This window comes from Duganella sp. AC917, assembly GCF_979258245.1.
Window position 1 is genome coordinate 643,613 of record NZ_OZ409848.1, and the last position, 12,616, is coordinate 656,228.

Here is a 12,616-nt window from a genome sequence, read left to right on the forward strand (position 1 = left end):
CCCTTGCGAAAAGGCTGGCTCTTCGCGCCGGTTGCGGCTACGCTTGCGGTTTTCATGATCACGAGGAACACGATGAGCCGTAACATCCTGGACGAAGCCCACATTCATCCCGCCATCCGCGAGCGTATCAGCGACTACCGCCGCGACCTCGTCGCCGAAGTCCAGGCCGCCATCGCCGCCAACACTGTCGTGGTGGTTGGCATGGGACTCAATCCCTTCCCGCGCAAAGCCCGTCAAATCCTCGACGCCAACGGCACCCCTTATAAATACCTCAGCTACGGCAACTACTTTTCCGAATGGCGCCCGCGCACGGCGTTGAAGATGTGGACCGGGTGGCCGACCTTCCCGATGATCTTCGTCAAAGGCGTACTGATCGGCGGCGCCACCGATCTGCAACGGCTCATCAAAAGCGGCGAGTTTGCGACCATGGTGGCTTGATGCTGACCTTGCCGCTGCGGTTGCAGCCCGGCGACGACGTGCGCGCCGCAGTGGTCGGCGCCTTGCTGGCCAGCGGTCACACGGCCGGGTTCGTACTGCAAGGCATCGGCAGCCTGCGCGTGGCGCAACTACGCTACGCCGGACAGCCGCAAGCGACCGCGCTCCACGGCGACCTCGAAATCCTGACCCTGGCCGGCTCGATCGCGCCGGACGGCGCCCACCTGCACATGTCGGTGTCCGACCCGCACGGGCAGGTGGTCGGCGGCCATGTCGGCCCCGGCTGCGTGGTGCGCACCACGGCCGAGCTGTTGCTGGCCTTGCTGCCGGACCGCCGCTTCGCGCGCGAGCACGATCCGCTGACCGGCTATCCCGAATTGAAAATCGACTAGTCCGGATCGACCTCGTCGTTGATCTTCTCGGTCAAGGCCCGCAACTGTTCCGACGCCGCGTCCAGGTGGTAGCGCACGGTGTGGGCCTGCTGGCCCTGATCGACCTCCAGGTCGTACTGGAAGTCCCAGGACTTCGGCTCGCTCTTGACCAGCTTTTCCGGCAAGGCGAAAAAGTCGCAAGCCATCACCAGCTGCTGCATTTGCTCGGCCTGCTCATGCGGCAGCTGCGCCAGATCGATGGTGCGCGTTTGCGCCCCGGCCGGTCCGGCAAAGCCGCCCGTACATCGCAATGTCATCCGCATCGTGCTTCCTTTCAAATCACGCCGACCAGTTTCCACGCGGCCTGCACCGCATGTTGTTCCTTCGAATCGGCGCCATACAGCAGCTCGGCCGACTGCATCGTCGCCTTGGCCATGTCGGCAAACGTGGCGTCGGAGGTCAGCAACGCCAGCGACTTGTACCAGATCGGCCCGGCCTTGTCCCACGAATTGCCCTTGAGCGCGATGCAGGCCGCGTAAAAGGCGTGGTTGGGAATGCCGGAGTTGGTGTGGACGTCGCCGTCCTCGATATAGCCGGCCATCGTCCTGGGTTGGTCATCGCCTGACCAGGTAAGTTCCTTGTTGCCCGGATCGGCCATCGAGCGCAGCGCTTTGCCGACGGTGGGGGCCATGATGCCGGCGCCGATCAGCCAGTCCGCCTGCGCGCTGCTCTGCTTGAGCTTCCACTGCTTGACCATGCTGCCGAACACGTCGGAGATGGATTCGTTGAGCGCGCCGCTCTGGTCCTCGTAGACCAGGCCGCCGGGCACGGCGTTTTGTGTCAGGCCATGGGTCAGTTCGTGGGCGATGACGTCGATGGCGCCGGTAAAGCCGAGAAACAGTTTGCCGTCGCCGTCACCGTAGACCATCTGTTGGCCGTTCCAGAAGGCGTTGTTGAAATTCTTCTGATAGTGGACGGTCGAGTCCAGCCGCACGCCCTTGCCGTCGATCGAATTGCGCTTCAACACCTCGAACAGAAAATCGTAGGTGGTGCCGGCGCCGTCGTAGGCCTGGTTGACCGCGACGTCGTCGCCGGCCTTGGAACCTTCGCCGCGCACCAGCTTGCCGGGCAGCGTGCTCTTGTTGTTGGCGTCGTAGACGGTGCGGCGTTTTTCGCCGGTGGCGGTGATGCCGAGTGCCGTGGTCGGTATGGCGACCGAGCGCTGGCCGCGCAAATGTGCAGACAGCTCGGCCTGGTCCAGCAGCCGGCAGCGTTCGTGTTCGTCGCTCGTCTCGTCCGCCAGCAGGCGCAGCATTTTGGACGAAATGATGAAGCAGGTACAGCGGTACGGGTGGTGCGCCATGGTGATCTCCTCTGTTAGCGATAAGTGACTTTATACACGGAATCCAGATTGTCCGATGTCAGCTATTGCGAACTGTGAAGTACCCGATTTCACCGCCGCAGCGGATCGAGCAGGGCGCGCAAATCGTTGTGGTCGAGCTCGTACATCAACGCGATCAGCGCCCCCAATTCGCCGGAGGGAAAGCCCTCGCGCGCGAACCAGCCGAGATAATGACCGGGCAAGTCGGCGATCTTGCGCCCCTTATATTTACCGTAAGGCATTTCGCGCGTCAGCAACAGCGCGAGTTTTTCTGAATTCATAACGTAACGGATAAGCAAGTCGGCAGCCCGCCATGATAAATCACCCCACGGGGTCAAGTCTGACATTCGGACACGAGCTGATGCCTAACTGACCCATATTTGCGCCAGAGGCAAATATCTTCTGCTTTTTTGTGCCTTTTTCTCAGCAGCGGGAGTCTGGATAATGCATGACATTCACTTATCAGGAGTAAAGCCATGCCACTTGCCTTGCTGGCGCTGACCATCAGCGCGTTCGCCATCGGCACCACCGAATTTGTCATCGTCGGTCTTTTGCCGACCATTGCCGCCGATCTGGGCGTGAACCTGCCGTCGGCCGGCCTGCTGGTCAGTCTGTACGCGCTGGGCGTCGCGGTCGGCGCGCCCGTGCTCACCGCGCTCACCGGCAAACTGCCGCGCAAGACGCTGCTGGTATCGTTGATGGTGTTGTTCACTGCCGGCAATCTATTGGCCTGGAAAGCGCCGGGCTACGAATCGCTGGTGATCGCCCGCATCCTGACCGGCCTGGCGCACGGCGTGTTCTTCTCGATCGGCTCGACCATCGCCACCTCGCTGGTGCCCAAGGAAAAGGCGGCCAGCGCGATCGCCATCATGTTCACCGGCCTGACCGTGGCGCTGGTCACCGGTGTGCCGCTGGGCACCTTCATCGGCCAGCATTTCGGCTGGCGCGAGACCTTCCTTGCCGTCTCGGCGCTGGGTGTGATGGCCTTCATCGGCAGCCTGCTGTTCGTACCGTCGACCATCCAGCACAGCAAGCCAGCCTCGCTGCTGCAACAGGTCAAGGTGCTCGGCGAGCCGCGTCTGCTGCTGGTGTACGCGATGACCGCAGTCGGCTATGGCGGCACCTTCACCGCGTTCACCTATCTGGCGCCGATACTGCAGGAGGTCTCCGGTTTCAGCGCCGGCGCGGTCGGGCTGGTGATGCTGGTCTACGGCGTCTCGGTCGCGGTCGGCAATATCTGGGGCGGCAAGCTGGCCGACGCGCGCGGTCCCATCGCCGCGCTCAAGCTCATTTTCCTGGGTCTGGCCGTCGTGCTGCTGGTGGTCACGTTCGCGGCACCGTTCAAATGGCTGATGCTGGCGACGGTGTTGGTATGGGGCGCCTTCGCGTTCGGTAACGTTGCCGGTTTGCAGGTGTACGTTGTCCAGCAGGCGGAGCATTTCACACCGCAGGCCGTGGATGTCGCCTCGGGCCTGAACATTGCCGCCTTCAATCTGGGCATCGCGGCGGGCGCGTGGGGCGGCGGTGTGATCGTCGAGCGTGCCGGCCTGGTGCACACCGGCTGGATCGGCGCCCTGGTGGTGTTGGGCGCCTTTGGACTGACGGCACTCAGCGGTCGCCTTGACCGGCTCGATCCGCGCCAGGATGCGGCCGGCCAAGCCAGGCGCGTCCGCGTCGCCAGCCACTAATTCCCTGCCGACACTCCAGGGCGGACCAGACACCGGATCTGCTTTACAATGTTTTTTTTCATTGACGGCAGATCCGCCCTTATTTCATGGCCCATCTTCATCCTACCGGCTGGCAAGAGATGGCCGTCACCGGCACCGCCGCCCGCGAGATCGAGACGCTGACCTATCTCGAATCGACCCTCGCCAACGCTCACTACCGCATTTATCACGGCGTCCACTGGACCAACGTCGAGAACGGCTTCTCGGCCTTTGGCGAGATCGATTTCATTGTCGTCGCGCCCAACGGGCGGATGTTGCTGATCGAGCAGAAATCCGGCTTCCTCAACGAGACGGCCGACGGCCTGGTCCGCAGCTACGAGGGCAAGCCGCGCAAGGTGGCCAACCATATCATGCGTTCGATCAAGGGTTTGACCGAACGCTTCGGCAGCGAGCTGTCCATCGACTACCTGCTGTACTGCCCGGACTACATCGTGCGCAATCCGCAGTTGGCGGGCATCGATCCGCGCCACATCATCGACGCCACCAGCAAGGACCGGCTGGCGCAAGTGATACGCGAAATCCTGCCGATCACCGATCCCAAGCCCGACGATCAATTCGACAAGGTCACGCGCTTCCTCGGCAATATGCTGAGCCTGCGCCCCGATCCCAGTTCGATGATCGGCAACGCCGCCCAGATGGTGGCGCGGCTGTCGGGCGGCCTGGCGACCTGGGCGCGGCGGCTGGACTTTGCGCCGTTCCGTCTGCACGTGGTGGGCACCGCCGGCAGCGGCAAGACCCAGCTGGCGCTGGCCGAATACGCCGCCGCCATCGATGCCGGGCTGTCGCCGCTGTACGTGTGCTACAACCGGCCGCTGGCCGACCATATCGAACGCCTCGTCCCGCCCGGTGGCAAGGTCGCCAGTTTCCACATGCTCAGCGACGCCTTCATGCGCGCGCAGGACCAGGTGCCCGAGTACGGCGCCCCCGGCGTGTGGGAAGAGATCGAAGCCAGGATGACCGCCTCGCCGCTGCCCGCCGAGTGGCGCTACGATGTGGTGATCGTCGACGAAGGCCAGGATTTTTCGCCGGCCTGGCGCGACATCCTGTTGCGCATGCTCAAGGACGACGGCCGCGCGATCTGGCTCGAGGACCCGAACCAGAACCTGTACGGCCGCGCGATGGTCCCGCTGCCGGGCTGGGTCACGCTGCATTCGAATACCAACTACCGCAGCCCGCGCCAGATCGTCGACATGCTGGCCTCGATCGGCGCGACCACTTCGCCGGTGGAGGCGGGCAGCCCGTTCAAGGGCGCCGATATCGAGGAGTTGATGTACCCGGAAGGCGATACCGAAGCCATGCTGGCGCAAACCCGCAAGGCCGTGACATTGTGCCTGGGCGCAGGTTTCGCGCGTCAGGATATCGCCATCGCCTCGTTTCGCGGACGCGAAAAGTCGGCTATCCTCAACCTGGACAAGCTGAGCGACGCCCATACGCTGAAGTCGTTCACGGGCGCGTACGATCTGTTCGGCAACCCGGAGTACCGGGAAGGGGGCTTGCTGGCCGAGTCGGTCTACCGCTTCAAGGGCCAGTCGGCGCCGGCCGTGATTTTCACCGAAATCGACTTCGCCGAGATCGACGAGCGCGTGCTGCGCAAGCTGTTCGTGGGCATGACGCGCGCGCGGCTGAAGCTGGTGCTGGTGCTCAGCGAGCGCGCCGAGCAGCAGCTGCTCGACAGGATGTGATACTCCCCGGGCTCAAGCGGAACGGGGACGCGCCGGATTGCCCATCACCGTGTCGCCCGGCGCCACGTCGCGCGTGACGACGCTGCCGGCGCCGATCAGCGCATCGTCGCCGATGGTTACGCCAGGCATGATCAGCGCCCCCGCACCGATCCACACATTGCGGCCGATGCGGATCGGCCGTCCGAATTCCAGCCCTTGTGCCCGCACTGCGGGATCGCGCGGATGGTCGGCGGTGAGGATCTGCACGCCCGGGCCGATCTGCGTCATGTCGCCGATCTCGACTTGCACCACGTCCAGAATCACGCAATTAAAATTGAGAAACACGCCGTTGCCGACCTTGATGTTGTAGCCGTAGTCGACATGGAACGGAGGGCGGATGACCACGCCTTCGCCAACACCGCCAAGACGTTCTGCCAGCAGTTGACGGTGCTCCCCGGGCGTCAAGCCGACGCTGCGATTGTAGCGTTCCATCCAGTCGCGCGCGGCGGCCTGATCGGCCTGAATCTCGTCATCGGCGGCCGTGTAGAAGTCGCCCGCGAGCATTTTCTGTTTCTGAGTCTGTTCCATTAAAACCTCTTCATGTATAAACGTGCATGAACGTGCACGAACGTGGATGGTGAAGATACGCTTATTCTGACAGCTTTGCAAAGGATTTATGCCTGACAGCCATCGAGGCGCCTCCGGCCGCGCAGCGATTGTCGATTGTTTGTGCACGTTTGTGCGTGTTATCATGGTGCATGAATCCTATTCTTCCTCTCGAACGCCGCGCCGCCATCGCCCAGCGTTTGGCCGACGGTCAAACAGTCTCCGCCGCCTTGCTGGCCGCCGAATTCGCGGTGTCCGAGGACGCCGTCCGGCGCGACCTCAGAGCCCTGGCGGCCGAGGGCTTGTGCCAGCGCATTTACGGCGGCGCCATGCCCACCTTGGCGGCCGCGCAGCCGATCGCGGTCAGAAAGCGGACCGCGCAGCGCGAAAAAGCGGCGCTGGCGCGCGCGGCGGCAGCCACCGTCGAGCCGGGGCAGCTGATTTTTCTCGATTGCGGCAGCACCAACCTGCTCATCGTCGAGTTTCTCAAAGACGGTCTCGACTTGACGGTGGCCACCAATTCCATCGACATCGCCGCAGCCGTGCTCAAGCGGACCGATTTGCGCCTGGTTCTGGTCGGCGGCGTGGTCGCCCCGGCGCTGGGCGGCAGCGTCGACGCCGCCGCCATCGCCACGGTGTCGGGCATGAACATCGATCGGCTTTTCCTGGGCGCCTGCGCGATCGCGGCGTCCACCGGCGTCAGCGCCTTCGATCCGGCCGACGCCCAATTCAAGCGGGCACTGGTTGCCGCCAGCGCCCGCGTCACGGTGTTGGCGACCAACGAGAAGCTGGGCACCAGCGCCCCGTTTCGCGTGGCGCACCTTCAGGGCATCTGCGACTTCATCCTCGAGCACGACGTGGCCGACACCGTGCTCCAGCCCCTGCTGGCGGCGGACGCCGTCGTGTCCCGGGCGCAGCCGTGGGAAGCGGCGTGAATCACGTGCCGGCGTAAGCTCCCGCACGCGGGCGAGGGCGGCGGTGTATATTGGCGGCGATTTCAATACTTGCCGCTGGATAACCCTCATGTCTGCCGTTACGCTGTTTTGCCTGGTTTTCGCCTATTTCGCCGTGCTGCTGGGGGTTGCCTGGCGCACTTCCCGCAACGCCACCAACGACAGCTTCTTCATCGGTAACAAAAGCAGCAACTGGATGCTGGTCGCGTTCGGCATGGTCGGCACAACGCTGAGCGGCGTCACCTTCGTCAGCGTGCCGGGCGCCGTGGGGCGCGACGGTTTCGGCTATCTGCAGGTGATACTCGGCTACGTGCTCGGCTATATCGCCGTCGCCTATATCCTGCTGCCGCTGTACTACCGCCTCAAGCTGACCTCGATCTATCACTACCTGGACGTCCGCCTCGGCCAGCGCTCGTATCAGAGCGGCTCCGCGTTTTTCATCCTGTCGCGCACCTTGAGCGCGTCGGCCAGGCTCTACCTGGTCGTCAACATCCTGCAGATCACCATCCTCGACAACATGGGCGTGCCGTTCTGGCTGACCACACTGGTGATCCTGGGCATGATCCTGCTGTACACCTACGAAGGCGGCGTCAAAACCATCGTCTGGACCGATACGCTGCAAACCACCGGCATGGTGCTGGGGCTGGTGGTCTGCGTCGGCTGGCTGCTGCACGACATGAACCTGAGCCTGCCCGAAAGCCTGGCACGCATGCAGGCGCAGGGCCTGACCAACGTGGTCACCACCTCGGTCGACAGTCCCAGCTATTTCTGGAAGCAGGTGCTGGCCGGCTTCTTCATCGTGCTGGCGATGACCGGCATGGACCAGGAGATCATGCAGAAGAATATCTCCGTCAAGACCTTGCGCGACTCGCAGAAGAACATGCTGATGCTGACGGTGATCCTGTCGGTCGTGCTGGTGCTGTTCATGTTCCTCGGCGGGCTGCTGTACCTGTACGCGCCGACGGTGGGACTGGCAGCCAGCGGCGACAAGATTTTCCCGGCGGTGGTCATGGGCCACATGCCGGCGGCGTTGCAGCTGATCTTCTTTATCGGCCTGGTCTCTGCGCTGTTTCCCAGCGCGGACGGCGCGATGACCGCGCTGACGTCAACCTTTTGCATCGACATTCTCGGCGTGCAGCGCCGCACCGACCTGACGGAGGCGGCCAAAGTACGATGGCGTCACCGTGTCCACCTCGGCTTCTGCGCGCTGTTCCTGTTGCTGGTGCTGATGTTTAAATGGATAGACAATGCCAGCATGGTGGGGCTTGTGCTGAAGCTGACCGGCTACACCTATGGCCCATTGCTCGGCCTGTTCGCCTTCGGTATCCTGACCAGTCGCGCGGTGCGCGACCGCTGGGTGCCGCTGGTGGCGCTGGCCGGACCGGTGCTCTGCTACATCGTTGATGTCAATCAAAAATTACTATTTGGTAACTATCGTTTGGGCTTGGAATTGCTTATCATGAACGGTTTGCTGGTATTTGGAGGCTTGCTCCTTATTTCGGTCCCCGGACAGCGCAGGCCGCATGCAGTATGATCTTGTAAATTACGCAATCACTTGGAGTATCAATGGCCCGATCACCGTTTTCCTACATTCGCAGCGGCTTCGCTTTCTTCTGGCGGGCGCTCGACGCCGGCCGTCGCACGATCCTGAATCTGCTGTTCCTGGCGTTGCTGATCGTGCTGGCCTATGCCATCTTCGGCGGCGGCTTCAAACCGCTGGGACCCAAGACCACACTGGTGCTGGACCTGAAGGGGCAGCTGGTCGAACAGTCGAACGTCAGTGCGCGCGAGGCGCTGGTCACCAGCGCGCGTGGTGGCGAAACGCTGAAGATGATCCAGCTGCGCGACGTGCTGACGGTGCTCGACACGGCCGCCAAGGACCCGTCGATCGGCGCCGCCGTGCTGCTGACCGATGAAATGGAAGGCGGCGGCCAGGCCATGCTGCGCGAAGTGGCGGCGGGCCTGGAGCGCTTCAAGGCGTCCGGCAAACCGGTGGTGGCGTGGGCTTCCAGCTACGACCAGCGCCAATATCTGCTGGCCGCCCACGCCAACGAGGTGTATATGCACCCGATGGGCATGGTGCTGATGGAGGGCTTCGGCCGCTATCGCAACTACTACCGCGACGCCCTCGATAAAGTGGGCGTGACGGTCAACCTGCTGCGCGTGGGTACCTACAAGAGCTTCGGCGAGCCGTATGTCGCCAACGGCCCTTCGCAGGCGGCCACCGAGGCGGAATCGTATCTGAACAACGCGCTGTGGACGTCGTACACCAACGACGTCGAAAAGGCGCGCAAGCTGCCGCAGGGCCAGATCATGAAGACCATTAACGACCTGCCGGCCCAGGTGGCAGCGGTCAATGGCGACATGGGCAGGCTGTCGCAGTCGGCCAAGCTGGTCGACGGCCTGAAAACCCGCGATGAAATCCGCCAGATGATGATCAAGCGCGGCGCATTGGACCTGGAAGGCAAAAGCTTCCGCCAGGTCAGCTTCGACGAATACCTGGCGCGCGCGCCGCACAAGCTGACCGGCGACGCCGTCGGCGTGATCGTGGCGCAGGGCGAGATCAGCGACGGCAGCGCTGGTCCGGGCTCCATCGGCGGCGATTCAACCTCCAAACTGATACGCGCGGCGCGCGAGGACAACGGCATCAAGGCCATCGTGCTGCGCGTCGATTCGCCCGGCGGCAGCGCCTTTGCCTCGGAACTGATACGCCGCGAGCTGGAACTGACGCGCGCCGCCGGCAAGCCGGTGGTGGTCTCTATGGGTAACGTGGCCGCTTCCGGCGGTTACTGGATTTCGATGGCGTCCGACGAGGTGATCGCCGACGCCAACACCATCACCGGCTCGATCGGCGTGTTTGCCATCCTGCCGACGGCCGACAAGGTGATCGACAAGCTGGGCATCCATACCGCCGGCCAGCCGACGACCTGGCTGGGCGACGCGGGCAATCCATTGCGTCCGCTCGATCCACGCTTCGCCCAGGTCATCCAGGGCAGCATCAACCATATCTACGCCGAGTTCACGACCCGCGCGGCCACTGCGCGCAAGACCACGCCGGAAAAAATCGACGCCGTGGCGCAGGGGCGTGTGTGGACCGGCGCCCAGGCAAAAGAGCGCGGTTTGGTCGATACGCTGGGCAGCTACAACGACGCGCTGAAGTCGGCCGCCAAGCGCGCCAACCTCGGTGGCGACTATCGCGTGGTGTATATCGAGCGCGAGACGAGCAAGTTCGATCGCGTGATCGATATGCTGGGCGGGTCGGCCGCGCAGGCGGTGGCCAAAGCTATCACCCAGCAGGTGAATCTGGGCGTCACGGCCAGCACCGGCCTGCCGCCAAGCGCGGCAAACGGCATCGCCAAGGATTTGAGCTGGTTGACGGAGCTGACGGCGTCGCGCAAGCCGTTCACCGCGATCACGCACTGCCTGTGCGAGTCGCCATAACTTATTGACGTCGTCGGCGGATCGCAGATTATGCGGTACCCGCCGCCAGCGGCAACGTGATCTCAAAACCGCTGCGGCCATCGTCCATCAACACGCAACGCGCCTCGCCACCATGGCGACGCGCGATTTGCCGCACCAACGCCAAGCCCAATCCCGCGCCGCTATTGTCCCGTGTATTGCGGCGGCGATAAAACGGCTCGAACACCTGCTCGAATTCCGCCTCCGGCACGCCGGATCCGTTATCCCACACCGTCAGCCTCGCCGTGTCGCCGTCATTGGCGATGCTCACGTTCGCCGGCGGCCTGCCGTGCCGGCGCGCATTCTCCAGCAGGTTGCGCAGCAACCGCCGCAGCAGACGCGCGTCGCCCTGCATCACGGCCGATTCGCCGTCCAGCACCGCCTCGTCGTAGCGCGCACATTCCTCCGCTGCCAACGCCAGCAGGTCGATTTCCTCCAGCGCGGTGTCGTCCACCACGGCCCCCAGCCGGCTGGCCAGCAGGATTTCGTCCAGCAGATCATTGAGTTCGGCGATGTCCTGTTCCAGACCGGCGCGGCGTTTGGCGTCGACGCCGTCCTTGATCAGCTCCAGCGCCAGGCGGATGCGCGCGAGCGGCGTGCGCAGTTCGTGCGAGGCGTTCGCCAGCAGCGTCTTGTGCGCGCCGACCAGCTGCTCGATCTTGTCGGCGGCGCGGTTGAAGCTGAGCGCCAGCCGCGCCACCTCGTCCTTGCCCTCGACCTGTACGCGCGCCTTCAGGTCGCCCGCGCCCAGCAGGTCCACGCCATGCTGCAGGCGCTCGAGCCGCTTGGTCAGCCCGCGCACCAGCGGAAAGGCGGCGATGCCCAGTCCCACCGCCAGCAGCATCAGCGCATTGTTGAGCATCCCCTTGGGCCGGGCGAAGCCGAGTGGCTCGCTCGACAGCAGCTTGCGGCCGTCGGGCAGGCGCACGAACGATTCGGGCGGCGGGCCCGTGATGCCGCGCTGGCGCCAGTGGCGCGCGGGAATCTGGTCGCCGACCACCGCCAGCGGCTTCCAGTCGCGGGTATAGAGCGTCATGTGCGCGTTCAGACCCCGGGCCACGTTCTCCAGCGCCGCCTGTTGCTGCTCGCGCGGCGCGTCCGGCGGCGCCAGCACGTTCTGCATCACCCGCGACAGCGTGACGTTGGAGCGCTCCAGCGGCCCGCCGCTGCGGCTCCACACCTGCTTGACGGCCAGCGAGAACAGCAAAAGGATGATCAGTATCGCCGCGTAAAAGCGGAAATACAGGCGCGGCATGCCGATGCCGAAGGTCAGGCGCTTCATCAATCCTGCACCTTGGCGAACAGGTAGCCGGCCCCGCGCACGGTAATGATGCGGCGCGGCTTTTTGGGATCGTCTTCCACCGCCGCGCGGATGCGCGACATGTGGACGTCGATGGAACGGTCGAACGCCTCGATCGGTTCGCCCTTGAGCAGTTCCATCAGGCTGTCGCGCGAAAGCACGCGGCCTGCGTGGCGGGCCAGCACCAGCAGCAGGTCGAACTGGTAGGCGGTCAGTTCGCACGGTACGCCGTCGATCCTGGCCGAATGCGAGTCGGGGTCGATCTCCAGCCGGCCGAAGCGCAGGAACTCGCCGCGCGGCGCGGGGCGAGTTCCCCGGGGCGCGCTGTCGAGATGACCCAGGTCGACGCGGCGGCGCAGAATCGCGCGCAGGCGCGCCAGCAGTTCGCGCGGTTCGAACGGCTTGGGAAGATAATCGTCGGCGCCCATTTCCAGGCCGACGATACGGTCGATGGCGTCGCCGCGCGCGGTCAGCATCAGCACCGGCACGTCCGACACCGCGCGCGCCTGGCGGCAGACCTCCAGCCCATCCATATCGGGCAGCATCAGGTCCAGCACCACGGCGTCGACCTGCCCGGCGCCGATGTGGCTGACGGCCGAGCGGCCATTGGGCGCCAGCGTGACGCGGAAGCCGGATTGGCTCAGGTATTCGGTAAGCATCTCGCCCAGTCGGGGATCGTCCTCCACCAGCAGTATGCGGTCGTTTGTCGTGTTCATGCGGTTC

Annotated in this window: 13 protein-coding genes; 7 read left to right on the forward strand and 6 right to left on the reverse strand. The window is 64.2% G+C overall.

Annotated elements, in window-relative coordinates; genetic code table 11:
• The first annotated feature begins 72 nt into the window (after positions 1-72).
• Both ACZ0BA_RS02865 and ACZ0BA_RS02870 read left to right on the forward strand, forming a co-directional pair.
• Entirely contained in the window at positions 73-438 is a 366-nt protein-coding gene (locus ACZ0BA_RS02865; RefSeq protein ID WP_463449847.1) for a glutaredoxin, read from the forward strand.
• A complete protein-coding gene (locus ACZ0BA_RS02870; RefSeq protein ID WP_463449848.1) occupies positions 438-827 on the forward strand; it encodes a PPC domain-containing DNA-binding protein in 390 nt (129 codons plus the stop codon). The genes ACZ0BA_RS02865 and ACZ0BA_RS02870 overlap by 1 nt, the downstream gene beginning before the upstream one ends.
• On the opposite strand, the gene ACZ0BA_RS02875 is transcribed toward ACZ0BA_RS02870, so the two are convergent.
• The 3 genes from ACZ0BA_RS02875 to ACZ0BA_RS02885 all read right to left on the reverse strand — a co-directional run bounded on the left by ACZ0BA_RS02875 (position 824) and on the right by ACZ0BA_RS02885 (position 2,468).
• Entirely contained in the window at positions 824-1,123 is a 300-nt protein-coding gene (locus tag ACZ0BA_RS02875) for a protealysin inhibitor emfourin (protein WP_463449849.1), read from the reverse strand. The genes ACZ0BA_RS02870 and ACZ0BA_RS02875 overlap by 4 nt on opposite strands.
• A 17-nt stretch (positions 1,124-1,140) precedes the next feature.
• Positions 1,141-2,169 carry a M4 family metallopeptidase gene (locus ACZ0BA_RS02880; protein WP_463449850.1) on the reverse strand — a complete coding sequence of 343 codons (1,029 nt, stop codon included), beginning with the start codon at positions 2,167-2,169 and terminating at the stop codon, positions 1,141-1,143.
• Positions 2,170-2,258: 89 nt separating this feature from the next.
• Positions 2,259-2,468: a DUF3820 family protein gene (locus ACZ0BA_RS02885; RefSeq protein WP_315214762.1), complete on the reverse strand. Its 210-nt coding sequence runs from the start codon at positions 2,466-2,468 to the stop codon at positions 2,259-2,261.
• A gap of 195 nt (positions 2,469-2,663) precedes the next feature.
• Here ACZ0BA_RS02885 and ACZ0BA_RS02890 point away from each other — a divergent pair, with 195 nt between their 5' ends.
• Entirely contained in the window at positions 2,664-3,875 is a 1,212-nt protein-coding gene (locus ACZ0BA_RS02890) for an MFS transporter (RefSeq protein ID WP_463449851.1), read from the forward strand.
• Between the two features lie 86 nt (positions 3,876-3,961).
• Positions 3,962-5,596, forward strand: coding sequence for an ATP-binding domain-containing protein (locus tag ACZ0BA_RS02895; protein WP_463449852.1), 1,635 nt, complete (start codon positions 3,962-3,964; stop codon positions 5,594-5,596).
• A gap of 12 nt (positions 5,597-5,608) precedes the next feature.
• Here the strand turns inward: ACZ0BA_RS02895 and ACZ0BA_RS02900 are convergent, their stop codons facing one another.
• Positions 5,609-6,163, reverse strand: coding sequence for a sugar O-acetyltransferase (locus ACZ0BA_RS02900; protein ID WP_463449853.1), 555 nt, complete (start codon positions 6,161-6,163; stop codon positions 5,609-5,611).
• Between the two features lie 170 nt (positions 6,164-6,333).
• On the opposite strand from ACZ0BA_RS02900, the gene ACZ0BA_RS02905 reads away from it, so the two are divergent.
• The 3 genes from ACZ0BA_RS02905 to sppA all read left to right on the forward strand — a co-directional run bounded on the left by ACZ0BA_RS02905 (position 6,334) and on the right by sppA (position 10,575).
• Positions 6,334-7,116: a DeoR/GlpR family DNA-binding transcription regulator gene (locus ACZ0BA_RS02905; RefSeq protein WP_463449854.1), complete on the forward strand. Its 783-nt coding sequence runs from the start codon at positions 6,334-6,336 to the stop codon at positions 7,114-7,116.
• A gap of 88 nt (positions 7,117-7,204) precedes the next feature.
• Entirely contained in the window at positions 7,205-8,668 is a 1,464-nt protein-coding gene (locus tag ACZ0BA_RS02910) for a sodium:solute symporter (RefSeq protein WP_463449855.1), read from the forward strand.
• A 32-nt stretch (positions 8,669-8,700) separates the two neighbouring features.
• Positions 8,701-10,575, forward strand: a complete 1,875-nt coding sequence (gene sppA / locus ACZ0BA_RS02915; protein ID WP_463449856.1) for a signal peptide peptidase SppA — start codon at positions 8,701-8,703, stop codon at positions 10,573-10,575.
• 28 nt (positions 10,576-10,603) lie between these two features.
• On the opposite strand, the gene ACZ0BA_RS02920 is transcribed toward sppA, so the two are convergent.
• Both ACZ0BA_RS02920 and ACZ0BA_RS02925 read right to left on the reverse strand, forming a co-directional pair.
• Positions 10,604-11,875 (reverse strand): ATP-binding protein, encoded by a 1,272-nt coding sequence (locus tag ACZ0BA_RS02920; RefSeq protein ID WP_463449857.1) that lies wholly within the window; start codon positions 11,873-11,875, stop codon positions 10,604-10,606.
• The gene (locus ACZ0BA_RS02925; protein WP_463449858.1) at positions 11,875-12,609 is read right to left on the reverse strand and encodes a response regulator; all 735 of its coding nucleotides are present in this window, start codon (positions 12,607-12,609) and stop codon (positions 11,875-11,877) included. The genes ACZ0BA_RS02920 and ACZ0BA_RS02925 overlap by 1 nt, the downstream gene beginning before the upstream one ends.
• Between the last annotated feature and the right edge of the window lie 7 nt (positions 12,610-12,616).

Coding starts and splice junctions, on each gene's coding strand:
- ACZ0BA_RS02905 (WP_463449854.1), top strand. CDS start 6,334: ATGAATCCTATTCTTCCTCTCGAACGCCGCGCCGCCATCGCCCAGCGT.
- ACZ0BA_RS02875 (WP_463449849.1), bottom strand. CDS start 1,123: ATGACATTGCGATGTACGGGCGGCTTTGCCGGACCGGCCGGGGCGCAA.
- sppA (WP_463449856.1), top strand. CDS start 8,701: ATGGCCCGATCACCGTTTTCCTACATTCGCAGCGGCTTCGCTTTCTTC.
- ACZ0BA_RS02920 (WP_463449857.1), bottom strand. CDS start 11,875: ATGAAGCGCCTGACCTTCGGCATCGGCATGCCGCGCCTGTATTTCCGC.
- ACZ0BA_RS02895 (WP_463449852.1), top strand. CDS start 3,962: ATGGCCCATCTTCATCCTACCGGCTGGCAAGAGATGGCCGTCACCGGC.
- ACZ0BA_RS02885 (WP_315214762.1), bottom strand. CDS start 2,468: ATGAATTCAGAAAAACTCGCGCTGTTGCTGACGCGCGAAATGCCTTAC.
- ACZ0BA_RS02865 (WP_463449847.1), top strand. CDS start 73: ATGAGCCGTAACATCCTGGACGAAGCCCACATTCATCCCGCCATCCGC.
- ACZ0BA_RS02870 (WP_463449848.1), top strand. CDS start 438: ATGCTGACCTTGCCGCTGCGGTTGCAGCCCGGCGACGACGTGCGCGCC.
- ACZ0BA_RS02910 (WP_463449855.1), top strand. CDS start 7,205: ATGTCTGCCGTTACGCTGTTTTGCCTGGTTTTCGCCTATTTCGCCGTG.
- ACZ0BA_RS02890 (WP_463449851.1), top strand. CDS start 2,664: ATGCCACTTGCCTTGCTGGCGCTGACCATCAGCGCGTTCGCCATCGGC.
- ACZ0BA_RS02880 (WP_463449850.1), bottom strand. CDS start 2,169: ATGGCGCACCACCCGTACCGCTGTACCTGCTTCATCATTTCGTCCAAA.
- ACZ0BA_RS02925 (WP_463449858.1), bottom strand. CDS start 12,609: ATGAACACGACAAACGACCGCATACTGCTGGTGGAGGACGATCCCCGA.
- ACZ0BA_RS02900 (WP_463449853.1), bottom strand. CDS start 6,163: ATGGAACAGACTCAGAAACAGAAAATGCTCGCGGGCGACTTCTACACG.